25 protein-coding genes, 1 other RNA gene and 1 pseudogene are annotated in these 24,437 nt (G+C 39.5%); 12 read left to right on the plus strand and 15 right to left on the minus strand.

The window, feature by feature from the left end:
* Nucleotides 1-93: pseudogene (locus ACLPIE_RS17580) on the plus strand (IS481 family transposase); the annotation flags it as partial.
* A 171-nt stretch (nt 94-264) separates the two neighbouring features.
* On the opposite strand, the gene ACLPIE_RS17585 reads toward ACLPIE_RS17580, so the two are convergent.
* Together ACLPIE_RS17585 and ACLPIE_RS17590 are read right to left on the minus strand one after the other, a co-directional pair.
* Entirely contained in the window at nt 265-576 is a 312-nt protein-coding gene (locus ACLPIE_RS17585) for a helix-turn-helix domain-containing protein (protein WP_430263077.1), read from the minus strand.
* Nucleotides 569-913: a toxin gene (locus tag ACLPIE_RS17590; protein WP_430263078.1), complete on the minus strand. Its 345-nt coding sequence runs from the start codon at nt 911-913 to the stop codon at nt 569-571. The genes ACLPIE_RS17585 and ACLPIE_RS17590 overlap by 8 nt, the downstream gene beginning before the upstream one ends.
* Before the next feature lie 205 nt (nt 914-1,118).
* On the opposite strand from ACLPIE_RS17590, the gene ACLPIE_RS17595 reads away from it, so the two are divergent.
* The 4 genes from ACLPIE_RS17595 to ACLPIE_RS17610 all read left to right on the plus strand — a co-directional run bounded on the left by ACLPIE_RS17595 (nt 1,119) and on the right by ACLPIE_RS17610 (nt 4,646).
* On the plus strand, nt 1,119-1,754 hold the full coding sequence (locus ACLPIE_RS17595) for a recombinase family protein (RefSeq protein WP_430263009.1): 636 nt from the start codon (nt 1,119-1,121) through the stop codon (nt 1,752-1,754).
* Nucleotides 1,755-1,891: 137 nt separating this feature from the next.
* Nucleotides 1,892-3,036, plus strand: a protein-coding gene (locus ACLPIE_RS17600; protein WP_430263010.1) for an IS3 family transposase whose coding sequence is annotated in 2 segments (ribosomal slippage) — nt 1,892-2,138 and nt 2,138-3,036 — 1,146 coding nt in all. Because the reading frame shifts where the segments join, the coding sequence is not laid out codon by codon here.
* The gene (locus ACLPIE_RS17605; RefSeq protein ID WP_430263011.1) at nt 3,008-3,454 is read left to right on the plus strand and encodes a hypothetical protein; all 447 of its coding nucleotides are present in this window, start codon (nt 3,008-3,010) and stop codon (nt 3,452-3,454) included. The genes ACLPIE_RS17600 and ACLPIE_RS17605 overlap by 29 nt, the downstream gene beginning before the upstream one ends.
* Nucleotides 3,455-3,533: 79 nt before the next feature.
* On the plus strand, nt 3,534-4,646 hold the full coding sequence (locus ACLPIE_RS17610) for a DUF3800 domain-containing protein (RefSeq protein WP_430263012.1): 1,113 nt from the start codon (nt 3,534-3,536) through the stop codon (nt 4,644-4,646).
* A gap of 158 nt (nt 4,647-4,804) precedes the next feature.
* On the opposite strand, the gene ACLPIE_RS17615 is transcribed toward ACLPIE_RS17610, so the two are convergent.
* Nucleotides 4,805-5,602 carry an AraC family transcriptional regulator gene (locus tag ACLPIE_RS17615; RefSeq protein WP_430263013.1) on the minus strand — a complete coding sequence of 266 codons (798 nt, stop codon included), beginning with the start codon at nt 5,600-5,602 and terminating at the stop codon, nt 4,805-4,807.
* A gap of 119 nt (nt 5,603-5,721) precedes the next feature.
* On the opposite strand from ACLPIE_RS17615, the gene ACLPIE_RS17620 reads away from it, so the two are divergent.
* Nucleotides 5,722-6,441: a type 1 glutamine amidotransferase gene (locus ACLPIE_RS17620; protein ID WP_430263014.1), complete on the plus strand. Its 720-nt coding sequence runs from the start codon at nt 5,722-5,724 to the stop codon at nt 6,439-6,441.
* A gap of 221 nt (nt 6,442-6,662) precedes the next feature.
* Here the strand turns inward: ACLPIE_RS17620 and ACLPIE_RS17625 are convergent, their stop codons facing one another.
* The 3 genes from ACLPIE_RS17625 to smpB all read right to left on the minus strand — a co-directional run bounded on the left by ACLPIE_RS17625 (nt 6,663) and on the right by smpB (nt 8,931).
* Nucleotides 6,663-7,871: an integrase domain-containing protein gene (locus ACLPIE_RS17625; protein WP_350025198.1), complete on the minus strand. Its 1,209-nt coding sequence runs from the start codon at nt 7,869-7,871 to the stop codon at nt 6,663-6,665.
* 165 nt (nt 7,872-8,036) lie between these two features.
* Nucleotides 8,037-8,400, minus strand: a transfer-messenger RNA (tmRNA) gene (ssrA, locus tag ACLPIE_RS17630).
* Between the two features lie 48 nt (nt 8,401-8,448).
* Nucleotides 8,449-8,931 carry an SsrA-binding protein SmpB gene (gene smpB / locus ACLPIE_RS17635; RefSeq protein ID WP_004265004.1) on the minus strand — a complete coding sequence of 161 codons (483 nt, stop codon included), beginning with the start codon at nt 8,929-8,931 and terminating at the stop codon, nt 8,449-8,451.
* Nucleotides 8,932-9,084: 153 nt separating this feature from the next.
* Here smpB and ACLPIE_RS17640 point away from each other — a divergent pair, with 153 nt between their 5' ends.
* Both ACLPIE_RS17640 and ACLPIE_RS17645 read left to right on the plus strand, forming a co-directional pair.
* Nucleotides 9,085-9,519: a type II toxin-antitoxin system RatA family toxin gene (locus ACLPIE_RS17640; RefSeq protein ID WP_430263015.1), complete on the plus strand. Its 435-nt coding sequence runs from the start codon at nt 9,085-9,087 to the stop codon at nt 9,517-9,519.
* The gene (locus ACLPIE_RS17645; RefSeq protein WP_430263016.1) at nt 9,503-9,814 is read left to right on the plus strand and encodes an RnfH family protein; all 312 of its coding nucleotides are present in this window, start codon (nt 9,503-9,505) and stop codon (nt 9,812-9,814) included. The genes ACLPIE_RS17640 and ACLPIE_RS17645 overlap by 17 nt, the downstream gene beginning before the upstream one ends.
* Before the next feature lie 148 nt (nt 9,815-9,962).
* On the opposite strand, the gene bamE is transcribed toward ACLPIE_RS17645, so the two are convergent.
* From bamE to nadK, 3 genes are all read right to left on the minus strand, one after another.
* Nucleotides 9,963-10,355, minus strand: a complete 393-nt coding sequence (bamE, locus tag ACLPIE_RS17650) for an outer membrane protein assembly factor BamE (protein WP_430263017.1) — start codon at nt 10,353-10,355, stop codon at nt 9,963-9,965.
* Nucleotides 10,356-10,467: 112 nt separating this feature from the next.
* Nucleotides 10,468-12,129 carry a DNA repair protein RecN gene (gene recN / locus ACLPIE_RS17655; RefSeq protein WP_430263018.1) on the minus strand — a complete coding sequence of 554 codons (1,662 nt, stop codon included), beginning with the start codon at nt 12,127-12,129 and terminating at the stop codon, nt 10,468-10,470.
* Between the two features lie 85 nt (nt 12,130-12,214).
* Nucleotides 12,215-13,114: an NAD(+) kinase gene (gene nadK / locus ACLPIE_RS17660; protein WP_430263019.1), complete on the minus strand. Its 900-nt coding sequence runs from the start codon at nt 13,112-13,114 to the stop codon at nt 12,215-12,217.
* Nucleotides 13,115-13,215: 101 nt separating this feature from the next.
* On the opposite strand from nadK, the gene grpE reads away from it, so the two are divergent.
* On the plus strand, nt 13,216-13,809 hold the full coding sequence (gene grpE, locus ACLPIE_RS17665; protein WP_430263020.1) for a nucleotide exchange factor GrpE: 594 nt from the start codon (nt 13,216-13,218) through the stop codon (nt 13,807-13,809).
* A gap of 114 nt (nt 13,810-13,923) precedes the next feature.
* Here the strand turns inward: grpE and ung are convergent, their stop codons facing one another.
* The gene (ung, locus tag ACLPIE_RS17670; RefSeq protein WP_430263021.1) at nt 13,924-14,604 is read right to left on the minus strand and encodes a uracil-DNA glycosylase; all 681 of its coding nucleotides are present in this window, start codon (nt 14,602-14,604) and stop codon (nt 13,924-13,926) included.
* A 379-nt stretch (nt 14,605-14,983) separates the two neighbouring features.
* On the opposite strand from ung, the gene grcA reads away from it, so the two are divergent.
* Together grcA and ACLPIE_RS17680 are read left to right on the plus strand one after the other, a co-directional pair.
* Nucleotides 14,984-15,367 carry an autonomous glycyl radical cofactor GrcA gene (gene grcA / locus ACLPIE_RS17675; RefSeq protein ID WP_430263022.1) on the plus strand — a complete coding sequence of 128 codons (384 nt, stop codon included), beginning with the start codon at nt 14,984-14,986 and terminating at the stop codon, nt 15,365-15,367.
* Nucleotides 15,368-15,526: 159 nt separating this feature from the next.
* Nucleotides 15,527-16,972: an ankyrin repeat domain-containing protein gene (locus ACLPIE_RS17680; RefSeq protein WP_430263023.1), complete on the plus strand. Its 1,446-nt coding sequence runs from the start codon at nt 15,527-15,529 to the stop codon at nt 16,970-16,972.
* 33 nt (nt 16,973-17,005) lie between these two features.
* Here ACLPIE_RS17680 and srmB read toward each other — a convergent pair whose 3' ends face one another.
* The 4 genes from srmB to ACLPIE_RS17700 form a co-directional block, all read right to left on the minus strand.
* A complete protein-coding gene (gene srmB / locus ACLPIE_RS17685; protein ID WP_430263024.1) occupies nt 17,006-18,346 on the minus strand; it encodes an ATP-dependent RNA helicase SrmB in 1,341 nt (446 codons plus the stop codon).
* A gap of 176 nt (nt 18,347-18,522) precedes the next feature.
* The gene (gltS, locus tag ACLPIE_RS17690) at nt 18,523-19,728 is read right to left on the minus strand and encodes a sodium/glutamate symporter (protein ID WP_430263025.1); all 1,206 of its coding nucleotides are present in this window, start codon (nt 19,726-19,728) and stop codon (nt 18,523-18,525) included.
* A 304-nt stretch (nt 19,729-20,032) separates the two neighbouring features.
* Nucleotides 20,033-20,950, minus strand: coding sequence for a formimidoylglutamase (hutG, locus tag ACLPIE_RS17695; RefSeq protein ID WP_430263026.1), 918 nt, complete (start codon nt 20,948-20,950; stop codon nt 20,033-20,035).
* Between the two features lie 2 nt (nt 20,951-20,952).
* A complete protein-coding gene (locus ACLPIE_RS17700; protein WP_430263027.1) occupies nt 20,953-21,684 on the minus strand; it encodes an IclR family transcriptional regulator in 732 nt (243 codons plus the stop codon).
* Between the two features lie 159 nt (nt 21,685-21,843).
* On the opposite strand from ACLPIE_RS17700, the gene trmN reads away from it, so the two are divergent.
* Nucleotides 21,844-22,578 carry a tRNA(1)(Val) (adenine(37)-N(6))-methyltransferase TrmN gene (gene trmN / locus ACLPIE_RS17705; RefSeq protein WP_430263028.1) on the plus strand — a complete coding sequence of 245 codons (735 nt, stop codon included), beginning with the start codon at nt 21,844-21,846 and terminating at the stop codon, nt 22,576-22,578.
* A 32-nt stretch (nt 22,579-22,610) separates the two neighbouring features.
* On the opposite strand, the gene nadB is transcribed toward trmN, so the two are convergent.
* Complete coding sequence (gene nadB, locus ACLPIE_RS17710; protein ID WP_430263029.1) at nt 22,611-24,206, minus strand: L-aspartate oxidase; 1,596 nt, start codon at nt 24,204-24,206, stop codon at nt 22,611-22,613.
* Nucleotides 24,207-24,437: the final 231 nt, after the last annotated feature.

The following is a 24,437-nucleotide window of genomic DNA, read 5'->3' on the forward strand; positions in this document are numbered from 1 at the left end:
GAATGGGAGGCATTTTATAATTGTCATCGCCCCCACTCAGCTCATGCTGGTAAAACACCGTATGAAGTGTTAAAAAATAAGCTTGGTCTTTAAGACTAAACGTCAGCCGAGGTTCTGAGTGACACACGTTATAGATCCGTTAAACTATTCATCCATTTTCCTAACCATCAAGATAAGGCAAATGACTTAGTCAGGCTAGTAACACATAAAAAACTTAATATGATAAAAAGGAAAAACCGTTGCCACAGTCCTTCCTTTTAACCATTATAATCCAGCTAATTCATTTAAAGTATCAGGTCTTTTTTCTACCATTTTGAGCAGCAAGACAGCTTGTTTATTAGGTTTTGCAAGCCCTTGCTCCCAATTCTGCAATGTCGTAACCCCTGTATGTAAATACTGAGCGAAGACTGCTTGAGATAATTTTAATTTCTCTCGTATCGCTTTTACTTCGGTAGGTGTCATAGACAAAGGTTTCATGTTGATACGATGAGTCTTTAAGGTTTTCTTTCCTTTGTTAAACTCACTCCAAGCTTCCATTCCTTCTTGGAGCTCAGAAAAAATATCACGTTTAATCATCATTACTCCTTTTTTTAATCATATCTAACATCTTACTTAATTGCTCACGCTGGCTTTTTGTTAGATCATCTGCAATGTTTTTACTGTAAATAGTGAATAACAAAAATTGTGATTTCTCTAAATACCAATAATAAATTATTCGGGTACCTCCACGTTTTCCTTTATTTCTTTTTGAATCAGAAAATCGAACTTTCCGTAAACCACCTGTGTGTTGAATAACATCACCACATAATGGATTTTTTAATAACATATTTTGAAAGCTGCGAAACTCATCATCTGTTAGATAACTTTCCCTATATCGCTCAAAAGCGGGTAATTCGACAAACAACGCTTTCATACTTGTACCTAGATTTGAAATTACCACCATTATATCCCCATAATGGGGATAGTCAATATTTGTGTTGCACTTTATGCTAATTTACCTATAGCTTTAGGGTATACCCCAAAGCGATAACCTAAAATGCATCAAATCACTATCAATGCAATAACCTATATGCGATACTTTTTATGAGATAACTTAAATGCGATAGATAGGTGAAAAAATGTTCATTCGAGCTTACCTTCGAGCATCTTCTGAAGATCAATATGCAGATAGAGCAAAAAAGATGCTAAATGACTTTGTTGAAGAACGCGGTGGGCGAATTGCGAATTATTATCGCGAACACATCAGCGGAACACAATTAGAACACCCCGAACTTGCTCGTTTACTCAGTGACAGTCAACAGGGTGATATTTTGCTCGTTGAACAAATTGATCGACTGACCCGATTAAATAATGCTGATTGGTTAAAACTGAAAAAACAAATTGAGCACCATGAATTACGCATTGTGAGTTTAGATATCCCGACATCCTGGCAAGCTCTAAATAATCAAGATCTCACACAGAACGATCCTATCACTCAAGCCGTCCTTTCGGCAATTAACACCATGTTAATTGATTTAATGGCCGCCATGTCCCACAAAGATTGGATAAGCCGTCGGGAACGCCAAAAACAAGGTATTGAACGTGCGCAATCATTAGGTAAATACAAAGGAAAGCAGGCGGATAAAGAACGTCATGATAAGGTGATTTATTATCGAAAAATCAAGGGGCTGAGTATTCGTGAAACCGCTGAAGCGACTGGCTACAGTCGTTCTCAAGTGTGCCGTATTCAGTTAAATGACAAACAAAAATCATAAAGGCAATCTATCTGATTTTCTGTTAGTCATGAGGGCGTTCGCAGTACAGTGAATACTGCGAACAAAAATTGTTGTGCTTTAATAAATGTGGACACTTTGATAAAGGAATATATTCACCTTTAAAATAAGATGTCGATATGAAACGAAATTCACCGAAGCAATATACTGAACGTTTTAAGAAAGAAGCGATTAACTTAATACTCGAACAAGCCTATACCGTTCAACAAGCAGCTGATGCACTCGGCGTCACGACCAAGCTGCTTTATGCTTGGCGAAAACATCATGAAGCGGGCAATAAGCCCAGTGCATTAACCCCTCTTGAACGACAGGAGCTGTTGGCGCTGCGCAAAGAAGTTAAACAATTGAAAATGGAGAAAGAAATCCTAAAAAAGGCGAGTGCCTTCTTTGCGAAAGAGCTGCTATAAGATGCTGGTTTGTCCAAGAGCATAAGACACACTATCCTATTAAGCACTTGTGTCGAGTGATGAGACTCAGTCGCTCAACGTTTTATGCTTGGCAAAAGCCCCCTGTTAAGCCACTTAATGAAGACACGCTTGAATTACATCAAAAAGCGAGCGACCTCTTCAAAGAAAGCCGAGAGAGCTTGGGTTATCGCATGTTAGGCGCTCAATTACGCCAAGAAGGTTACGCCATCAGTGACTATCGAACCCGAAAGTTGATGAAACAATTAGGGTTAGTGGTTAAGCAAAGAAAAAGGTATCGAGGGACTTCGAAAGGCAAAGTGATTGCCACAGCTGACAATTTATTGAATCAAAACTTTAATCCGGTTGCGGTTAATGAAATCTGGGCAGGTGATATCACCTATTTAAAAACGCCAGAAGGTTGGCTCTATCTGGCTATCGTGATGGATTTATATTCTCGGCGTATTGTGGGTTGGCACATGTCATCGAAAATTGATAGCACATTAATAAGCAAAGCCTTAATGATGGCGTATAACTTACGTTCTCCCTCAAAAGGCTGTGTGTTTCACAGTGATCGCGGGAGTCAATATACGAGTGGACAATATCAAGCGTTACTAAAAAGTTATGATATGCGCTCAAGTCAAGGCGATGTGGGTGCCTGCTGGGATAATGCGGTTGTTGAACGTTTTTTTGGCAGCTTAAAACATGATTGTTTATTTAAAAGACCGCATGCCAATCGCTCGGAAATGAAACAAGACGTACTGGATTATCTTCGTTATTACAATTTAACGCGATTACACACGGCTAATCATTATTTATCGCCAGTAGCGTATGAAAACTCCTTCAGAAAAGTGTCCTAATTTTGTTGTGCAGAACAGGACAAAAGCAGGAACGAAATATTTTTTGCAATTCGTTGGGCATGGATGCAGAGATGGAATTGAAGTTGGAAGTGAAATTGTGGCATGGAAAGATCTTGCTGAACATCTTGAAGAAGTGAATACCCTTAGTAATAATACCTTACTGTTAAACATGAGTACTTGCAAAGGCATAAATGCTGTAAAAGTAACTGCATCTGATGGGGGTTATCCTTTTTTCGGCGTTATTGGTGCAACTGAAAACCTTTTAGTTACACATGCGATACAAATAAATGAGAAGCTTTATAAAAAAATGATGGAGGGAAAGTCACTTCAAAACATAATTCCAGAAATAAATACCGAATTAAACAAAGAAGTCCTATTTATAATTTCTGCAGAAGGTTTTAGAATGCTAAATAAATGAGTCGTAAACGACTATTTAACTTGATTGCTTATATGATAATTACTGAAACTGACCTTCTTTTACAAAAATTAAGGAAAAAATGGATATCAAAGAACTTAGAGAGGTTATCATTCAGCTTAATAGACTTCAAAACACTGATAAAGTTTATACATTTTATTATGATGAAACGAATAATATCCGAAAGCTATATTTAAAAGATTCTGGCTTTAATGTTAACAAGGTTGATAATTTCATCCTTGCAGGAATATTACATGAAGGATTAAACAGTGGTAGTGATTTTTCAAGTCTATTTCAAATGCTTAATCTTCAAAAAAGTGCCCATGAACTAAAACTCAAGCATATTGCTAAGGGTGGTTTTTTAGATATGCTTAAATCTGATAAGCTTTTAATTATTCTAAATTGGCTCATCAAAAACAAATTCTATATCCATTATTTTAATCTTAACGTCACATACTGGTCTGTTATTGACATTATTGATTCTATTATTGGTGAGTTACATCATCCTTTTTATATCATGAATCACATGTTACTTAAGAGTGATTTTTATGAGCTTGCCAATAGCAATTCTGATGTTTTCCTGAATGCTCTACATAAATTTAACTACCCAGATATTCCAGAAGAAAAAGTTCATGAGTTTTGCCTATGGCTTATTGATTTTACATGCATGCATAGTTGTATGCTGTCGGATTTTCGAGCAAACACACTCGAAAATTTGGTTAAAGAATCTCTGAAAATCGAAGAACTGCCGTTCATATCGGGATTTCGTGGTCGAAAACTGATCGGTAGCTTTATGGAATTTTATTTAAGAAATTTATATATATTTAAAAATTCCATTCACATATTTGATGAAGAGAAAAGCATTCAGGATGAAATTAAAGATTATCCGTTACCTGAAAATAGTATGTTAATAAAGAATTATGAATTCGTTAAATCCCACAACTCAGAAGCTGTTCAATTATCTGATGTTATCGCAGGTTTTTTGGGGAAGTATTTTTCTTATTTAAAAGATGTAAATGACGAGCAATTAGTGCTTGATAAGGCAGGCTTAACTGGCCAGCAAATTAAGACACTTTCTGCATTAAAGCAGATTATTGATGTTTCTGGTGATGTTAGCAGAGGATTTTTTAATGCAGTTAGCAGCGAGGGAGAGCAACGAAGAAATAACCAGTTTTTACATGGTGTAAAATTGTAAGGATTAAAGTCTGCTTTTGGCACTAAGCTATCGTAGGTCAGGCCAAAGAACAGCTTTGAGCGAACAGCGGATATTCAGATTCAGTTTGAATTAACATTCGTTGCTGATTAGTTTCCTTGATCACTTTCCCTAAGAGATTATACATACTTGATTGGTGCTTATAGTTCTCTCTTTATGCTAACTGGGTTAGTAAAATCACGTGGCGTTGAACCCAAAATAGAGCGAAAAGCAGCAGTAAATGTGGTTGGACATGAGAAACCTAGCTGGTAAGCAACTTGTTTAATTGGAATACTGTTCGCTAGAAGATCTAATGACACACAAATTCTGGCTCTCTGCTTCCAGGTTCTATAAGTGAAGCCAGTATCCTTAATAAATAATCGGGAGAATGAACGTTCAGACATGTTTGCTATAAATGCCAGATCACTCAGAGATACTTCCCAGCGTTGATTAACTAGTAATTCTCTAACCGCTCTAAATAATCTCTCATCATGTGGCATTGGAAGCTCCGTAGTTAAAGGTGGAGCTTCGCTGAGAATTTCTAGAAGCAACAGTGCCATTTTCCGCTTGCTCGGTCTGTGGTAATTCTCGCTGAATAGTCCGGCTATCAGCTCTTTCACCAGTACTGTAGCAGTAATTACATGCACCTGGTTATTCTTTGTAAAGTTCGTGCATTCAGCGATAAGGCTGCTACTGAAATAGACAGCTCGTAGTTCTGTTTGAGAAAGAAGATTGTAACTATGTATGTGAAGAGGTGGTAGCCACAATGCACGCTGAGGAGGAATAACCCATCGGTTACTCTCTGTTTCAACCAGCATAACTCCTCTGGAGGCAAACAGTAACTGTCCTTCAACATGATGATGAGGAGGGTCTGTATCTCCACGTTGATAGCTAATCGCTGTGCTTGACCAGCCTGTTGCTTCATCATGTCTTGGCGCCTTATCTATATTAATTGGCATTTCAGATTCATCCTCTGCAATTATGATATCGAAGTTAGAGCTACCAGCAGTATAGCCTTAATAGATAGGTGAGTGATTCATAATTCAAATTATCATAGATATTATAGGAGAATAACCTAATGCGAGTTCATTTTATCGTACATGAAAGTTTCGAAGCCCCAGGAGCTTATGAAACATGGGCAAAAAATAAAGGACATCATGTGACTTATTCACGCATGTATGCTGGTGACTTGCTGCCAAGAGATACCGAAGGCATCGATTTCCTAATAGTTATGGGCGGCCCGCAAGATCCAGCCACTACTCTAGAAGAATGCCCGCACTTTGATTCCAAAGGTGAACAGGCTTTGATTGCTTCTGCAATTCAGACTAATAAGGTCGTGATCGGTATCTGCCTTGGCTCACAGCTAATAGGCGAAGCGCTGGGCGTATCATTCGCACACAGTCCCGAAAAAGAGATTGGTAAATTCCCAATCACACTGACCAAAGATGGCCGAAAGGATGCGATGTTCTCTCACTTTACGAACACTGTTGAAGTCGGCCACTGGCATAACGATATGCCGGGCCTAACCCAAGATGCAAAAATTATTGCTTATAGTGAAGGTTGCCCACGACAGATCGTTGCATATTCAGATCGCATATTTGGTTTCCAATGCCATATGGAACTAACACTGGAAGTAGTTGAACTGCTGATTGCACATTCTGAAAAATATTTAAGTCGTGCAGCAGAATACCGTTTCGTTAACACTTCTGAAGAACTTCGGGCGCATGATTACAGCGAAATGAATCAGATATTGTTTGGTTTCCTAGATAAGTTAGAAGCACGTTATAAATCCGCTTAAGCACAAATCGTTGTTCGGGAACATTTATCACCAGGCATTCTTGATTAAATCCATAAAAATTCAGGATAACCCTCTGATGTATCCTTCAATCAGCGCTCACTGAGCTCTGTTAAACATCCTCGTCGCTTGCTACATCAAATACTGATGGAATAACCTTTAAGCTATTACGAACTTCAACGTCTGCAATTGGCACAAAACAGACAATTAAATTTAATTGTACACTAATGCTTATTGATCGCGTTATTAACAAACTCTCCCCACCAATCCATCATTTCGCGCCTTTGTTCAAGATAAATAGCTCGGTTATAAGCACGTCGTACCTCATTGCTATCGATATGGGCTAAAGCTGCTTCAATCACATCAGGTTGAAATCCATGCTCATTTAATGCAGTTGATGCAATTGAACGGAATCCATGTGCTACAAGGCGACCTGCAAAGCCAACACGCTTGATAGCCGCATTAACTGTTTGGCTATTCATTGGTTTAGTGTGTGGTGATTTCATACTAGGAAAAATGTATTCCCTATGACCGCTTATAGGTTTCATAGTTTCTAATATTGCCAATGCTTGAGGAGAGAGAGGAATGATATGTTCTCTTTTCATCTTCATTCGTGCTGGTGGGATAGTCCAAAGCTTATTATCGAGATCGATCTCACACCATGCCGCTTCGGCTGCTTCGGCTGGGCGAGTCATAGTTAATAATTGCCATTGCAGTAAACAATAAGTTTGTCGCTCAATGTTGACCCCTTGGATTGCAGCCATCAATTCAGGAAGCTGATCAGGTTTTAATGCAGGTAAGTTTTTTACAACTGGGTTTTCAAAAGCGGCGGTAATTTTTGCAGCAGGATTAGCATCAAGATAGCCCACATTCACAGCATAAAACATCACTTCATTAATGCGTTGCGCTACTCGTTTAACTGATTCTAGTTTGCCTTGTGCTTTTAAAGGTTCTAATGCGCTAATAAAGTGGCGAGCTTTTAAATCAGCTATTGCTATATCACCAACATGAGGGAGGACATGTAACTCAAGAGAACGCCAAATATCTTTCAAGGTTGATTCTTGTAAACTAGATTTACTTTTGATTTCGAACCACTGTTGAGCTATTTTTTCAAAGGTATTATTTTTTTCTTCAAACAGGCGTTGTTCTTCAGCTTTTTTGTGTTCTTGTGGATCTATATTTTTAGCTAGAAGCTCTCGCGCATTTTCACGTTTAAGCCTAGCATCTAAAAGACTAACCGTAGGGTAGCTACCAAAGCTAATAAGTGCTCGTTTTTTGGTTATAGGGCGGTAGTAGTTAAAGCGCCATATTTTTGAGCCAGTTGTTTTGATTAGCAGATATAAGCCATTTCCATCTTGCAGCGTATAATCTTTATCTTTGGGTTTTGCTGATTTAAGCTTGGTATCACTGAGTGGAACTGTTGTACGCGCCATATAGTTATACGCCTTTTAGTTATACATAAGGGATATAACTAATGATATAACTAAAAATTTTGCTTGTCACTGAGCATAACTGACCATTAATACATATAAAAAAAGCCTTCAACTATGAAATTGAAGGCTTTTTTAATCATCACTGAACATCAATGATACTATATTTGGTGGAGCTGGCGGGAGTTGAACCCGCGTCCGAAATTTCTACATCCTCGGTACTACATGCTTAGTCTAGTCTTTAGATTCATTTGCCAGCTGCGGACAGACACGCCACTAACAAACTATCCTGATTAAATTTAATGCTTCAACCCCAGGCAAGGCATCCACACGAGTTCTTTTGGGTTTGACCTCTCTTGATCCCCGTCCTAAGAACGGAGGCTAGGGAGAGAGGGCTCTATGCAGGTTATTAAGCTGCTAGTGCGTAGTTTTCGTCGTTTGCGACTATTTTTTTGCGGCTTTTTACGAGGCCAACCGCCCCTCGGCATGCACCTTGGGTTTCGCAAATCCCGTCGAATCCAGAATCAGCCCCAAGTTGTTGAACACAGTATAACAGAAAATTATTCTATAAAGCTAGGGCTTAGCGATTAGAATGTTTCATTATCCGTGCTTTATCGAGTTGCCATTCGCGTTCTTTAATGTCAGAGCGCTTGTCATGGGATTTTTTACCCCTAGCAACACCAATTTTAACTTTACACCACGCATTTTTCCAATAAAGGGAAAGTGCAATTACAGTGTACCCTTCACGGTTGACTTTTCCATAAAGGGTATCTAATTCCCTTTGATTAAGAAGGAGTTTACGGCTACGCGTTGGGTCACATACCACATGAGATGATGCTACCGTGAGTGGTGTGAAGTTAGCACCAAACAAATAGGCTTCACCGTCCCGTAGTAAAACATAACTGTCACCGATGTTGGCTTTGCCAGCTCGGAGAGATTTAACTTCCCAACCTTGTAGGGACAAACCCGCCTCGAACTCCTCTTCGATAGAATATTCGTGGCGAGCACGCTTGTTCATAGCAATTGTTGCTGAACCGGGTTTATATGGTTTTTTCTTTGTCATAGTGCAATCATTATACTGTAAGCTGAGTTGAAAGAAATCTTTCTAAGCTGATATTTTTCTGATTGTGCAAATCTTGCCCTATATGGGTTTTGTTTTTTGTTTAACCAGTCAATGATGGTATTATATGCCCAGTTTTTGGGGATAGGAATTGATATGCCACAGATTAGTCGCTCTGCTTTAGTCCCTTTTAGTGCAGAACAAATGTATAAGCTCGTAAATGATGTTATTTCATACCCAAGTTTCCTACCTGGGTGTGTCGGTAGCCGTATTATTAGTCATAGTGCTGAAGAGATGACTGCTTCCGTTGAGGTTTCGAAAGCAGGGATCAGCAAAACCTTCATAACAAAGAATGTACTTGAGGATAATAAGTGCATTCATATGCAATTGGTTGAAGGGCCATTTAGTAAGCTGTCGGGCGGATGGAAGTTTATTCCTTTGAGTGCGGATGCCTGTAAAATTGAGTTTCATCTTGATTTTGAGTTCACTAATAAGTTGATTGAATTAGCATTTGGCAAAATTTTCAAGGAATTAGCTAATAATATGGTTCAGGCTTTTACTTTGAGAGCCAAGGATGTTTACAGTGTCTGAATTTAATATTGAAGTGACATATGCATTGCCAGAAAAGCAATTTTTGCTATCAGTTAAGGTTGAAGAGGGGACTACAATTGAAGGTGCGATACTTGCATCGGGTATTTTAGCTCTTCGAGATGACATCGATTTAAAGAAAAATAAGGTGGGTATTTATAGTCGCCCAGCTAAGTTGACTGATCTGGTACAAAATGGGGATCGAATTGAAATTTACCGACCTTTGATAGCTGATCCTAAAGAATTACGCCGTAAACGCGCTGAGAAATCAAAGGAAACAAAAAAGTCCTTGAGTTAAGCGGTGTCGTCAATCTCGTGATTGTGAGGCTTTTGGTTTTATTTAGCCCCAGTTATTGCCATTTATATATGAAATAACTGGGGTCAAAAACAAGCTTTACCTGCCAATTTAGTTTCATAGGTGTACAGCTATGAAATCACATTGTTTTTTATTCAGCGGCTTTAGTGTCTGAAGCTTTAGTTTCACTTGCTTCCATAGATTCCTGCGCGGAAAGATTCTTCTCATTTTTGATGTCAGTTAAAATACCATTACGATCAAATGTCAAAGTTAAAGTTTCTTGTTGAACTGGGTCATGCCCAAGTTCTTGGCGGAACACATAATACCAAGTCTGAGTACCAAACGGGTCGGATAACATTGGTGTGCCCAAAGTATAAGCGACCTGTTGCTGTGTCATTCCTTTTTGGATCTTAGCAACATCTTTCGCTGTGAGGTAATTACCTTGGTTAATGTCTGGGTGATAGACAAGACGTTCCATCATTGAACAGCCCGAGGACATTAATGCGAGTGATAGTGCAGCAGCAGTTAACAATTTATAACGCATGGATATCTCATTCCTTTTGGAGTCAGAACATCAATGATAATCGACATTGATACATTTTAAAACCTTCCTTATCGACTCTAAGACCACAAGAGAGTAAAAAAGTTGTCAAAAATTATGCTGCAAGAAGCTCTTTTGCATTTGCAAGTGTGTTTTTGGTGACAGCTGAACCCGCTAAAAGGCGTGCAAGCTCTTGTAATCTAGATTTTTTATCTAATAACTGCATATGAGTTTCTGTTTCAACGCCGTTTGTTTCTTTGCTAACATAAAAATGATGATGCCCGCAGCCTGCAACTTGGGGTAAGTGCGTTACGCACATAACTTGGGTTGATTCACCGAGTTCTCGTAATAATTTACCAACAATAGCGGCAGTAGGGCCGCTAATACCAACATCTACCTCATCAAAAATTAATGCAGGGGTATCCATCTTTTTAGCAGTAATGACTTGAATTGCTAACGCAATACGCGATAACTCTCCCCCTGAAGCAACTTTAGCAAGTGCTTGGTGCGGTTGGCCTGGGTTCGTCGTAACATTGAATTCAATTTTGCAGGCACCATCAATTTGTAGTTGTTCAGGGTTAAATTTAACATCAATAGTAAATAATCCATGAGGCATGGATAACTGATGCATACTGTTGGTAATTAAAGTACTTAATTCTTGTGCATAATGGCACCGCACATGGTGCAGACGTTCGGCACAATCTAATGCTTTTTGGTGATTGAAAACAACTTGCTCGTTTAAGGCATCACAATCTTCATTTTGGTTGGCAATTTGTTCTTTTTCAGCTAATAACTGTTGGAATAACTCTGGCAGTGCTTCGGGGGCAATGTGATGTTTACGCGCTAAACTAATTTGTTTCGAGATGCGCTGTTCAAGTTCAAACAAACGATTGGGATCAAGTTCGTATTGATCACAATAATGTTTTATTTCATCACTGACTTCACTGACTTGGATTGAAGCCTCTTCTAACATGTCCAGTAACCCTGAGAATTTAGGGTTGAGTGAAACTAAATCAGTTAACTCATTTTTGGCCATATTCAGTAAGCTGATAACATTAGCATCATCATTTTCTGACAGTATTTGTGCTGTTGTTTGACCGATCGTTAAGAACTGCCCATGATTAGCTAATTGTTTGTACTCTTGGTCAATTTCTTCAAATTCACCTTGTATAGGGAGGAACTCGTTCAATTCTTTTAAATGGTAATCTAATAGTTGTTGGCGAGATTCACGCTCTTGTATTTGTTTTTGAAATATCGCGAGTTGCTGGCAGGAGTTATGCCACGTCTGCCATATTTGCTTCATTTGGGTCAATAATTCTTGCTGATTTGCATAAGCATCAAGTAATGATTTTTGATGTGAATTATCAAGTAGTAATTGATGTGCGTGTTGCCCATGAATTTGAATTAGCAAAGCGCCTAGCTCTCTAAGTTGGGACAGCGGTACAGAAATACCATTAATAAAGCCGCGGGAGCGTCCATCAGAGGCTATTGTACGGCGTAATAGGCACTCATTATGGTTATCAAGTTGATGTTCTGCTAACCAGTTTGCCGCAGTTTGTGCATCTGTAAGTGAGAATCGTGCACAAAGGTCAGCACGTTGTGCTCCTGGTCGAACCATATTGGCTTCACCACGGTTCCCCAAACACAAACCAAGCGCATCAATTGCAATGGACTTACCCGCCCCAGTTTCACCGGTAATGGTGGTCATACCGCTACGAAAATCAATTTCTAACTCACGAACGATAGCAAAATTGCTGATGGTTAATTGGGTAAGCATTTGCACTCTCCTGTAAAAATACACAACTGTGTTTACATACAGTTTAAACTGTTTTTTTATACAGTAAAGAGGTAGAGTGAAAAATTTAAAAGGTTTTTTTAGCCCATCCAAGTTTAGAGCTTAACGTATTGAAATAATTATAATCTTTGGGGTGAACTAAATTAAGGTTTTTGTTGCTACGCTTGATAATCACCTCTTCACCGTCTAGGATAGGTAGCATTATTTGGCTGTCGCAGCTGACTTCATACTCAATATTAGTACGTAAGAATTTTAATCGAATGCTGCTATCACTACTGATAACTAATGGTCTTGAGGACAGGGTGTGAGGGAACATTGGCACTAAGACTATGGCATCCAAATTAGGGGTTAAAATAGGGCCTCCAGCGGAAAGTGAGTAGGCGGTTGAACCTGTAGGGGTCGCGATGATTAATCCGTCCGAGCGTTGTGAGAATGCAAATTTCTCATCAATATAAACTTCAAACTCAATCATGTGAGCAACTTTCCCTGGATGCAAAACAATTTCGTTGATTGCGCTGCTTTTCCGAGCCTTTTGGTTTGCTTTAATGACTTGGGCTTCCAATAAAAAACGCTGTTCTTCTCGGTACTCTCCATCTAGAACGCGAGAAAGTTGTTGGAGAGCATTATCGGGGTCGAGGTCAGTTAAAAACCCCAAATTACCGCGATTTACGCCGATTACTTTATTGTTATAGCGCGACAAAATTCGCGCTGCACCTAGCATGTTACCATCGCCTCCAACGACGACGACTAAGTCAGCCTGTTGACCTATTTCGGTTAATGTTCCTGTATTGGCATTGATTAACTTCAAATCTTTAGCGACTTGCTTATCAATAATCGCATGGTAATTTTTGGAAATTAGCCAATGATAGATGAGTTCATGAGTTGCCAATGCTTCAGGATGCCTTGGGTGTCCGACAATACCGATTGTTTTGAAATGTGATTGTGATGTCTTATTGTCCTTTCGCATACTTTTTTGACCTCTCATTGTATGACTTCCCTTGAATCCCCGTTTTAGATCCCCATAATACTCTCATATATGGGATTAATGCTAAATACGCGGAGATATTCATGAGTAGTAAAGACCAAAACATGCATGATGAGCAAGCTTCTGAGCAAAATGAATCACAAAAAGTTCAAGCAGAGCAAGAAACTGATATTCAGCAAGCAGATGAAATGCAAGCAAATGAACAAGCGTTAGCTGCGCGTATTGCTGAGCTTGAACAACAATTAGCCGCTTCACAAAAAACTGAACGTGAAGCGATGTTGCGTGCACATGCAGAAATTGAAAATATTCGTCGTCGTACGGAACAAGATATCGAAAAAGCACATAAATTTGCTCTCGAAAAATTCTCTAACGAATTATTACCCGTTATTGACAATTTAGAGCGAGCTATTGATGCGGCAGATCGCGAAGATGAACAATCTAAAGCGATGCTAGAAGGATTGGATTTGACACTAAAAACATTCTTAGATGCTGTCGCTAAATTTGGTATCGAGCCGGTCGGTGAGGTGAATGTGCCATTTAACCCTGAAGTTCATCAAGCGATGACGATGGTTGAATCACCTGATCATGACGCTGGTCACGTTATTAATGTTATGCAAAAAGGCTATACGCTGAATAACCGTCTGTTAAGACCGGCGATGGTAATAGTCTCTAAGTAAGAAAGTAAGAGAAAATAAATAAATTAAAATGGGATGTAAATGCATCCCATTTTTCTGTCACCGTTGAAAATCAATCAATTGTTTTTGTGCTTTTAATCCATCTTAACCTGTCATTTACTCAGCGATTACAGGATTCCAATCAATCGGTGTTTTGCCTTCTCGTTCTAAAATAATATTTGCCTGTGAAAAATGACCACAACCAAAAAAGCCACGATGCGCGGAAAGTGGTGACGGGTGAGGGGCTTTGAGCACGTGATGGCGCTTGCTATCAATTATTTTGCCTTTTTTCTGCGCATGGGAACCCCATAAAAGGAAAATGACGCCTTGAGTATTCTCATTGATGGCTTCTATCACTTTATCTGTAAAAGTTTCCCAACCCAGATGGGCGTGAGAGTGAGCATTACCTTGTTCTACAGTCAATACAGTGTTAAGTAATAGAACGCCTTGCTGAGCCCAACTTAGCAAATAGCCATGATTGGGGCGCTCAAAGCCAGCGATATCTTTTTCTAGCTCTTTATACATGTTGACTAAAGATGGTGGCGGCTTGATACCTGGAAGTACAGAAAAAGAAAGCCCATGAGCTTGACCTGGACCGTGATAGGGGTCTTGCCCGAGGATCACCACTTTGATATCTGCAAGTTCGGTATAACGAAAAGCGTTAAACACATCATCTTGTGGTGGGTAAATAACTTTACCGTTTTTGCGTTGCTCAGCAACATAGGCAAGTGTTTCTTTGAAGTAAGGTTTTGATTTTTCGGGGCCAATGACATCGTGCCACGTAATGGATGTTGACATAAGGTATTCCATAACAATGAATTTATGACGATACAATGTATAACTGCATCAATTACATGTCTAAGCTTACTGGTTCAAGGGTAAGAGATAAAGCTCTGATATTCAGCATTTATTTAAATTATTTTTTATTTTTTGAAAAATATTTGTAATGTGCTGTATGGGAATTTTGATTTAAATCATAAAGTTGAGCCGGTTTGATTGATTACTGCACGAAATAATTGATAAATATCAAAGAAAGTGAGGGAGCTAGCTGGTATAAAATAACCATAAACATTGGTTAGACCAAATATCCAATTACGCAATTTTTATAAGATTGATGGTTTGTGTAGCTTCGATTGATAATAGTCGAATGCAATCAAGTTCGAACGTGGAGGTCGACATGATTACTGGTATTCAAATTACTAAAGCAGACAATGCTGCATTATTAAATTCTTTCTGGTTACTGGATAACGAGAAAAATGAAGCGCGTTGTGTTTGTGCAAAAACGGATTATAACGAAGGCCAGATCGTTGCTAAAGACGAATTAGGGGCTTTTGAGTATCGTGAAGTTCCTCTGGAAATGAAACCAACTGTTCGTGTAGAAGGCGGCCAGCACTTAAATGTGAACGTATTAAGTCGTGAAACATTAGAAGATGCGGTGAAAAATCCAGAAAAATACCCGCAATTAACCATTCGTGTATCGGGATATGCAGTACGTTTTAATTCATTAACGCCTGAACAACAACGCGATGTTATTACTCGTACTTTCACTGAAAGTTTGTAATAAAGATTAAAGCAAAGTATTTCTAATATAATTTAACAAACGCTAAAGCCATTGATATCAATGGCTTTTTATTTGTCACTAATAAAGTTGATTGTTTCCCCTCTTGCTTATTTATATTTCAATATTCCTCCAACATAACGTATTTGTTAGGGAGGATTCATGCCTTTATCAACACGACAGATATCACTTTCAGATAATGAACTTTCTTGTGCTTGGGAAGGTTTAGATGTTTATTTACAAAATCAGAAAGTTGAAAACCCACTCTATGAAATAGACCTGTGGCCTAAAAATATATTAAAAGAGGATTTTTTAGGTCGAAATTCACAACAAAAAGATTATATTTTAGCGCTACTCTCTCATGGTGCTTACCATAAAAATGAGCCTAAAATCCAAGGTATTGAAAGATTAACTAATACAGAACTGTCTGCATTAGGAATTAATGCAGAGTTACTGAATGATGAGTTGACTGGCTTTCAAGCGAATATTTGCCGATTTAATGATTTATATATTTTGTGTTTCGCGGGTAGCAACGACCTAACCGATTTTTATGCGAATGTTCGACAAGGTTTGGGGTTATATGAGCCACAATACTTTCAAGCGGTTGCTTTAATGAATATTTTATTCAACTCTGTGAATGGAAATACGATATGTACTGGGCATTCATTAGGCGGGGGCCTGTCATCAATAGCGGCACTGGCGAGCCAATCCCCTTGTATTGCTTTTAGCCCAGCAGGTTTAGCGGAGAGCACATTGAATAAAGTCGGTATTGATTATCAAATTGCTGAAAAAACGGCGCAGGAAGGCATGATACGTTTTTACTCAGTAGAATATGACTGGCTTGATGCATTGCAAAATTCTTTACCTATCCCCACCGCACTGGGAAATCGTATTAAAATGGCTTACAGCGAACATCGTTCTTGGAAAAATTGGTTGCCGCATCGTTTATTAACAAGAAGTTTTATTGCACATACAATGGTTAAAATCATTCAGGTAATGCATAAACAGAAACCATGGAATAACTGGAATGCAATTACTGGTGAATATAATGAGATGCAAGAAATACCATTAGCAGTATTTCCACCCCATGAAGAACCGCAGGACAAAAATTGGCAAGAATGTTGTAAAAACGTAATTAAAAGAGGAAATATTGCTGAATTTTCAACACTTTTAGCATTGCATGATAAATCTTGTGATATTGACTTTTTAGCTCATCAATCTGTTCGAGCGATGAATGGGCAATTTATGCAAATTTTAATTGAGTCCAGCTATGGGCGAACAATTAAAAATATACAATCCAAAGAACAAAAAAGTATTCTGCATTTAGCTGCTCAAAGTGGTCGATTTATGCAGTCTCAACTTTTATTGAATAATGGCCTTGCTGTAAATATTACAGATAGCTTGGGTAATACACCGTTACATGATGCTTTAAATAGTCATGCATTAGATGTGGCTGAACTATTACTGCTAAATGGTGCTGATTGGCGAATTAAGAATAATAGGGGGTTAAACTGTAAAGATATTCTCAGTAACCATGTCCTTAAACCAGAAGTATTAACCTTAGAAGGGAAACAAAAGCGTGAAAGTATTTTTAGTCTGATGAGCTAAATGAGAAAAACGGGTCGAAACCCGTTTACTTTATTATTTTGTTTTATCGCTAGTTGTAGATTCAACAGCATTAACTGGAGTACGGCGTTTCCCTATATTTTTTTTATCACGATGGCGTACTTTTTCTTTCTTTTTAGCTTGTTCTTCTTTTTTCTTTTCTTTACGTTTAGCTAAGACTTTCTTCGATGGCTTTGGCTTGTTTAGCATCGCATCGGAAGGCGCTTTTGTTGTTGGACGTAAAGAATCAACCACACGGATTTTGATTGGGTCTTCGATATAGCGTGTAATTTTACCAAATAGCGGGAAGTCGTGGGCTTCAACTAATGAAATCGCTGTACCTTTACGACCCGCACGACCCGTACGGCCAATGCGATGTAGGTAAACATCTGCTGTGCGTGGCAAATCAAAGTTAAACACATGGCTTACGTTATCAATGTCTAAGCCTCGAGAGGCAACATCGGTAGCGACTAAGACTTTAACTTGCCCGCTAACTAAGCGACGAACGGCTTCGTTACGCTTAGCCTGTGGCATTTCACCTTCTAAGTAGCAAGGCTCAATCCCCGCTTCTCTTAGCCATTGAACGACTTCACGTAAACGTTCACGCTTGCGAACAAAAACAATCGATTTAGTAACGTCTTCTTGCTTCAATAAATGACATAGTAAAGCGGTTTTATGCTCTAAAGTATCAGCTCGGTAATGAAATTGCTGAATTTTTTTGCGTTCACGACGAGACGGATCAGCATCAATTTCAATAGGATCTTCTAATAATCGCTCCGCAAAATCCCGGATTGCTTCACCCTCAAGGGTGGCAGAGAAGAGCATGGTTTGTTTGCGCCAGCGTGTTTCACCTGCAATCGTTTCGATATCATTGGCAAAGCCCATATCTAGCATGCGGTCAGCTTCGTCAAGGATTAAAATTTCAACTGCACGACAGTCAAAGTTTTCTTCTTTAATGTATTGCAGCAGGCGGCCTGTCGTTGCTACCACGATATCTTGATTCTCGCTGAAAACCTCAGCGTGGTTCATATAAGCAACACCACCCGTGATAGTTGCAATGTCTAGGTGATTATGCGCACATAATTCTTTTGCTTGATCAGCAACCTGCATAGCGAGTTCACGCGTAGGTGTTAAAACCAAAACGCGAGGGGGCCCTGATTTTTTTCTTGGGAAGTCAAGTAAGTGTTGGATAGCTGGCAATAAAAATGCCGCGGTCTTACCTGTTCCTGTAGGGGCTGAACCTAGAACATCACGGCCATCCATTGCAGCAGGGATCGCCGCAGCTTGAATAGCGGTTGGGCGTTGGTAGCCTTTATCTGAAAGCGCATCAATAAGGCTCTCGTCAAGTTCAAGTTCAGTAAATGTGGATGCAGTCATGATATACCTCTATTTGGGGCGCTGATTATAAACAGGTTAGCAAAATTGTTCACCTGAAAAATCAGCTTTCATCAAGTGTAACGGTTTTCACGCAAGACTGGGAGTGATAGAACGTAGGAAAATGATAGAATAAATAGGGCAAATAAGAGGGAAGCATTCACTCCCCTCTGTATATTTTAACTGAGCATGTTAATTAACCATGTGTGGTATGGGATACCAACTAAGTCAATTAATACAGCACCACTGAGAGGAACTATCATAAAGGCCTTCATGGAAACTTGTTTATAGCGTTCACAAACGGAAGACATATTTGCCATCGCATTGGGTGTCGCACCTAACCCATGACCCATTAAACCTGCGCACATTACCGCGGCATCGTAGTTTTTGCCTAATAAGCGGAAAATGACAAAAACAACTAACAAAATCAAAATAACCACTTGAGCCAGTAAAATCGTGAATAGTGGCAATGCAACTGCTTTTAATTCCCAAATTTTCAATGACATCATTGCCATTGTTAAAAATAGGCCAAGGGATACCTCAGATATTAGGTCGATTGATTTTTGATTGATACGGAATAACCCAACTTGGTCATTAATATTGCGAATAATAATAGCAATGATCATTGCTCCAACATAGCTTGGTAATGAAAAGCCTGTTGCTTTCGTGAATTGAGCAGAAGCTAATTGCCCAATAACCATGATCCCCAGTACCAGTGCTAACATTTTTAAGAAAGCATGCGCATCGATAGATTCAATTTTACCTGCTATGGTTTCTGGCACTTGAATATGTTCAACATTTTCATCTGCTTTTATTTGAACGTTAAATTTTTTAATTAAAAATGTGGCGATAGGGCCGCCAAGTAGGCTCCCAGTGATTAAGCCAAAAGTGGCTGCTGCAATAGCCGCCACTGTGGCTGATTGTACGCCTAGCCCTTCAGCCATGCCACCAAAGGCAGCTGCACCGCCATGCCCTCCCGTTAGCGAAACACCACCAGCCATGATACCGATGACAGGATCGATTCCTAATAAGTGCGCAAGCCCAGCGCCAAAAGTATCTTGGAAAATAACCACAAACCAGCAAATGAAAAGGTAGATAAATAGTAGCCTACCGCCAGTTTTCAAAATTCGGAAACTACCGTCTATACCAATCGTAGTAAAGAAGGCGACCATCAAGAAAGTTTGTAAACTGGTATCAAAATTAATTTCAGCTAGGTTAAATGATTTGAGTCCCCAAATTATTAAGCTAACTAAAAAGCCCCCAATAACGGGAGATGGGATGCAAAAACGTTGTAGCCATTCGATGCGCTTTTTTAAGTGTATCCCCATAAGTAGGCAGATCACGGTTAAGAAGAGGGTGGAGAGGGTGTCTAGGTGTAGAATCATATATTTCCCTTTGTGTATATTACCTTTATCTTTCTAGCTATAGCGTTGTTGGCTACACTGGTTCACCCTCGTCATATACTCCAGTATGCTCCTAGGGATAACCCAGCTTGCCGCCTAGCTGTAACTTGAAATCTAAAGGTATAAAATTCTTTAAAATCAAGTAACAGCATTGGCTTACAAACTAGCTATGACACAAAGTCATCATATCTACCCAACTCATAAATATATTATTTTTATGGTACTAATGTTGAGTTGTAATAATAAAGGTATTTTGGTTTATCAGTCGAATTGTTGTGTTGTTTTATTAGAATAAGTATTGGTAAATCAAATAAGCCGCGAGTTTTGCGGTATGGTTGTCAATATCAAATTCAGGGTTGCATTCCGCAATGTCAAAAACAGCAATTTTTTGGCTATCTTTAATCACAGCAAACAGTTCATCAAATATCTCAGTGGAAATCCCTTTTGGTGCAGGGGCACTGACACCGGGCGCAATAGCAGCGGAAAATACATCTAAATCCACCGTGACGTATAAATAATCTACGGTATCAATAAATTTTTGTATTTTTTCAACCACTTGGGATAACTTAGAATAAGTGAGTTCTTTATCGCGAATATATTCGCAACCTAATGTATCGGCGGTATCAAATAACACTTTGGTATTGCCGTGATCTGCGATACCTAAGCATAAATATTGGAACGGACGTTGGTGCTGTTGGCATAACATGGCAGATTGTAGGAATGGTGTACCAGAAGTCGCAACAGGGGCTTCGCGTAAATCAAAATGCGCATCAAAGTTGATGATACCAATTGTTTTACCTGATTGATGTTGTTCAACGTAGTCAAAAAGACCTTGAAAACTGGCGAATGCAACTTCGTGACCTCCACCTAGGACAATCGGTTTTTCATTTGCGGCGAGTAGGGCTATTAATTGGTCAGATAAATGGCGCTGTGCCGTTTCGAGATCGCCATCATCACAACTAATTGTCCCAGCGTCTTTGATAGCCAGTGGTTGATGGATAGGTAATCCTGCAAGCTGACGGCGGATTGCGTCTGGGCCGGCTTTCGCTCCTTGGCGGCCTTTGTTACGTTTAACGCCTTCATCAGAAGCAAAGCCAATCAATGCGAACTTGGCGGGGGAGTGTTTGTTGATCACTTGATGGATGCGCAAATGTTCTTGTGTTTCACCATCAGTGCGCCCTTGCCATTGGAAAGGTTGTGTCATAGTTACTCCAAGTTAATTAATTTAGTGATGTTATGCGCCGTTTGGCAAGTGTGCGTGATGAATTCATCAACACGATGTATGGAACGAAATTCAGGAGCCATGACCGAGACCACAGCTAAAACGTCATTCCCTTTAAAAATAGGAGCAGACACCCCTAGCACGCCTTCATCGATTTCACTGACTGACATGCCGTAACCTTGTTTATGTATCTGTTGTAAATCGTGTTGCAGCTTCAATTTTTGTTGCAAAGTGGCCAACTGTTTAGCGTGAACCTCAAGTACTTGGTTTTGATATTCTGCATGGCGAAAAGCCAATAGAGTTTTTGCACTCGCACCTTTGATTAAGGTATTGCCGCGTCCAATAATAAAAGAGCAACGTAGAGCTTGCTCACTCTCAATCATGTCGACACAAATGGTTTCACGTAAATTAGCAGTGATAATTGCCACGGTTTCTTGGGTTTTTTTCGCTAAAGTTTGCAGCTCTTGTTTAGATGCGCTCATCAATAAACTGTGGTGATAGTATTTTTCTTGATTTTTGATACTCTGCGAGCCGGCGCAGTATGTTCCATATTGTTTGGCATGAGAGACAAATTCCCAATCTATGAGAATTGTGAGTAATCGATAAACCGTCGACAATGGGATCTCTAATGCTGATGAAATAGCGTGTGGCGTCACAGGAGATGCGCAACTTGTTATATAAGATAAGATGTCTAAGGTTCTATTTATACTGTTCATGGCATCTCCTTTTTTCTCGAACTTAGCAGTAAATTTTTTTTGTCACAAATATAATTCTCGTAATATGAGAATTATATTGTAGCAATTAGGTTAAATTATCACTTTTATTTGCTTAAAATGAGAATAATGGAATCAATATTGGTCAATTAGAGTATTTGTATGTGCTTTCAAAAAAAGAATTACCGCAAAGGCGGCTTTACGTTTAAACAGTTTTTTGTAGCTCATGACCGATGTGCTATGAAAGTGGGTACAGACGGTGTGTTATTAGGGGCTTGGGCCCCTGTTGAAGGCGTTCAATTTGCATTAGATATTGGTAGTGGTAGCGGATTGATTGCGTTGATGTTAGCGCAGAGAAATATAGCATTGCGTGTTGATGCAGTTGAATTAGACAGTGATGCAGCATCCCAAGCACAGGAAAATTTTGTTGAGTCACCGTGGGCGGAGCGGTTGAAGGTAATAAACCAAGATATTATTAGCTACAGTCAGAAGTCGCCAATTCAATATGATTTGATTGTGAGTAACCCCCCTTATTTCGAACCTGCTGTTGCGTGTCGGGATGAAAAGCGTGACCAAGCGAGATATACCGCAACATTGACCCATGATGTATTACTCGCAAGCGCGAAGTGTTGTTTGGCACCCCGAGGCCTATTTTGTTTAGTCTTACCTTATGACGCTGGGGAAAAAATGCAGAAAATGGCCGAAGGTTCTGGCTGGTTTACCGCTTTTCGTGTCAATGTAAGTGATAAACCAACGACGGATTATCATCGCTTGCTATTAGGATTTCAATTACAAGAGATACAGACACAGGTCACATCATTAGCACTTAAAGAGGAATGCGGTGAGTATACTGATGAATTTCGAAAACTCATTCAGCCATTTTATGTGAAATACTAAAGCCGACATCAAGGTGCCGGCTTTTGTTGGGTTTATTCAGGCTGTAGAATAGTGGGACCTGAATTGGGGAGTGGCTCAGGGTAATCTAGGGTGTAATGTAAACCACGGCTTTCTTTGCGTTCCAATGCGCAACGAACCATTAATTCAGCGACTTGAACAAGGTTTCGCAGCTCAAGTAGGTTATTTGAAATACGGAAATTTGCATAATAGTCATGGATTTCTTGCTGCAATAAATGGATACGGCGCAACGCACGTTCAAGGCGTTTTGTGGTTCTTACGATCCCCATATAGTCCCACATAAATAGACGTAATTCATGCCAGTTATGTTGAATGACAACCTGTTCATCTGAGTTGTGAACTCGGCTTTCATCCCATTCAGGTAAATGAGGGATCTTATCGATCTGTTTTATCGTTTTATTGATATTCTCTGCAGCTGACCAGCCATACACTAGGCACTCTAATAAAGAATTAGATGCCATTCGGTTCGCACCATGTAAGCCCGTATAGCTAACTTCTCCAATGGCATACAGATTTGGGATATCTGTCATACCCGTATCATTAACAATAACACCACCACAGGTATAGTGAGCAGCAGGTACGATAGGGATCGGATCTTGGGTGAGATCTAACCCTAAAGTCATTAATTTTGCATAAATGGTTGGGAAATGGTTTTTAACGAAATCATTAGGTTTGTGACTGATGTCTAAATACATGCAATCAACACCAAGGCGTTTCATCTCATGGTCAATGGCGCGAGCGACGATATCACGAGGAGCCAGCTCGGCACGCTCATCGTAATCTGGCATGAAACGGCTACCATCGGGGCGCTTTAGATATGCGCCTTCACCTCGTAATGCTTCAGTTAATAAAAAATTACGGGCCTGTGGATGAAACAAACATGTCGGATGAAATTGATTAAACTCAAGGTTGGCAACACGACAGCCTGCCCGCCATGCCATTGCAATGCCATCACCAGAAGATATATCTGGATTAGTCGTGTATTGATAAACTTTAGCCGCGCCCCCTGTAGCGAGAACAACGGTTTTTGCTCGGATCGTTTCTACTTGTTCTTTTTGACGATTCCAAACATAGGCACCTAAAATACGTTTAGGTTCTGAAGCCTCTGGAAGAATAAGATCAACGGCGTTATAGCGTTCCTTGATATGAATGTTAGAGTGTGCAAAAGCGAGATCAACTAACGTGGTTTCGACCTCTTTACCTGTAGCATCTGCATGATGTAGGATTCGACGGTGACTGTGTCCACCTTCACGAGTTAAATGGTATTGTGTTTCACCACTTTGTGTCACTTCGGTGTCAAAGAGTACCCCTTGGTCAATTAGCCATTGAACACAATGTTTAGCATTTGAAGCAATAAATTCAACCGCTGTTTTTTGGCAAATACCCGCACCAGCAATGAGAGTGTCTTCAACATGGGATTCAATACTGTCGGTGTCATCGAAAACTGCGGCAATGCCGCCTTGAGCATAGTAGGAAGCGCCTTCACTGAGACTGCTTTTACTCAGGATAGTTACTTGATGAAAGGGGGCGAGCCGTAAGGCAGCTGAAAGTCCTGCGACACCACTCCCAATGATTAAAATATCAGTGTAATGCTGTGTGGATTCGTTCATAAATGTTTGCGTGTATATAATAGTATGTAGTGAGTTTTTTATGTTAGCCTATCGGATTGTCTATGGCTATTAGTGGATTAATGTCAGTTATTATGTGTTGATGTAAATCTATTTACTTATTGATGTTGTTTAGTGTGATAGCAATGGCATTCAGCTATAAAATTGGTATGCTGTATTATTTACAGGCGAGAAAGTTATACGCAATTGTTTTAATAAGGATCTTTTAGATCT

The organism is Providencia sp. Me31A (genome assembly GCF_050487165.1).
In the GTDB taxonomy this organism is placed as follows: Bacteria; Pseudomonadota; Gammaproteobacteria; order Enterobacterales; family Enterobacteriaceae; genus Providencia.

Excerpts from the sequence above, each read along its gene's own strand:
- ACLPIE_RS17585 (WP_430263077.1), bottom strand. The coding sequence starts at position 576 with ATGATTAAACGTGATATTTTTTCTGAGCTCCAAGAAGGAATGGAAGCT.
- ACLPIE_RS17590 (WP_430263078.1), bottom strand. The coding sequence starts at position 913 with ATGAAAGCGTTGTTTGTCGAATTACCCGCTTTTGAGCGATATAGGGAA.
- ACLPIE_RS17595 (WP_430263009.1), top strand. The coding sequence starts at position 1,119 with ATGTTCATTCGAGCTTACCTTCGAGCATCTTCTGAAGATCAATATGCA.
- ACLPIE_RS17605 (WP_430263011.1), top strand. The coding sequence starts at position 3,008 with ATGAAAACTCCTTCAGAAAAGTGTCCTAATTTTGTTGTGCAGAACAGG.
- ACLPIE_RS17610 (WP_430263012.1), top strand. The coding sequence starts at position 3,534 with ATGGATATCAAAGAACTTAGAGAGGTTATCATTCAGCTTAATAGACTT.
- ACLPIE_RS17615 (WP_430263013.1), bottom strand. The coding sequence starts at position 5,602 with ATGCCAATTAATATAGATAAGGCGCCAAGACATGATGAAGCAACAGGC.
- ACLPIE_RS17620 (WP_430263014.1), top strand. The coding sequence starts at position 5,722 with ATGCGAGTTCATTTTATCGTACATGAAAGTTTCGAAGCCCCAGGAGCT.
- ACLPIE_RS17625 (WP_350025198.1), bottom strand. The coding sequence starts at position 7,871 with ATGGCGCGTACAACAGTTCCACTCAGTGATACCAAGCTTAAATCAGCA.
- smpB (WP_004265004.1), bottom strand. The coding sequence starts at position 8,931 with ATGACAAAGAAAAAACCATATAAACCCGGTTCAGCAACAATTGCTATG.
- ACLPIE_RS17640 (WP_430263015.1), top strand. The coding sequence starts at position 9,085 with ATGCCACAGATTAGTCGCTCTGCTTTAGTCCCTTTTAGTGCAGAACAA.
- ACLPIE_RS17645 (WP_430263016.1), top strand. The coding sequence starts at position 9,503 with ATGTTTACAGTGTCTGAATTTAATATTGAAGTGACATATGCATTGCCA.
- bamE (WP_430263017.1), bottom strand. The coding sequence starts at position 10,355 with ATGCGTTATAAATTGTTAACTGCTGCTGCACTATCACTCGCATTAATG.
- recN (WP_430263018.1), bottom strand. The coding sequence starts at position 12,129 with ATGCTTACCCAATTAACCATCAGCAATTTTGCTATCGTTCGTGAGTTA.
- nadK (WP_430263019.1), bottom strand. The coding sequence starts at position 13,114 with ATGCGAAAGGACAATAAGACATCACAATCACATTTCAAAACAATCGGT.
- grpE (WP_430263020.1), top strand. The coding sequence starts at position 13,216 with ATGAGTAGTAAAGACCAAAACATGCATGATGAGCAAGCTTCTGAGCAA.
- ung (WP_430263021.1), bottom strand. The coding sequence starts at position 14,604 with ATGTCAACATCCATTACGTGGCACGATGTCATTGGCCCCGAAAAATCA.
- grcA (WP_430263022.1), top strand. The coding sequence starts at position 14,984 with ATGATTACTGGTATTCAAATTACTAAAGCAGACAATGCTGCATTATTA.
- ACLPIE_RS17680 (WP_430263023.1), top strand. The coding sequence starts at position 15,527 with ATGCCTTTATCAACACGACAGATATCACTTTCAGATAATGAACTTTCT.
- srmB (WP_430263024.1), bottom strand. The coding sequence starts at position 18,346 with ATGACTGCATCCACATTTACTGAACTTGAACTTGACGAGAGCCTTATT.
- gltS (WP_430263025.1), bottom strand. The coding sequence starts at position 19,728 with ATGATTCTACACCTAGACACCCTCTCCACCCTCTTCTTAACCGTGATC.
- hutG (WP_430263026.1), bottom strand. The coding sequence starts at position 20,950 with ATGACACAACCTTTCCAATGGCAAGGGCGCACTGATGGTGAAACACAA.
- ACLPIE_RS17700 (WP_430263027.1), bottom strand. The coding sequence starts at position 21,684 with ATGAACAGTATAAATAGAACCTTAGACATCTTATCTTATATAACAAGT.
- trmN (WP_430263028.1), top strand. The coding sequence starts at position 21,844 with ATGTGCTTTCAAAAAAAGAATTACCGCAAAGGCGGCTTTACGTTTAAA.
- nadB (WP_430263029.1), bottom strand. The coding sequence starts at position 24,206 with ATGAACGAATCCACACAGCATTACACTGATATTTTAATCATTGGGAGT.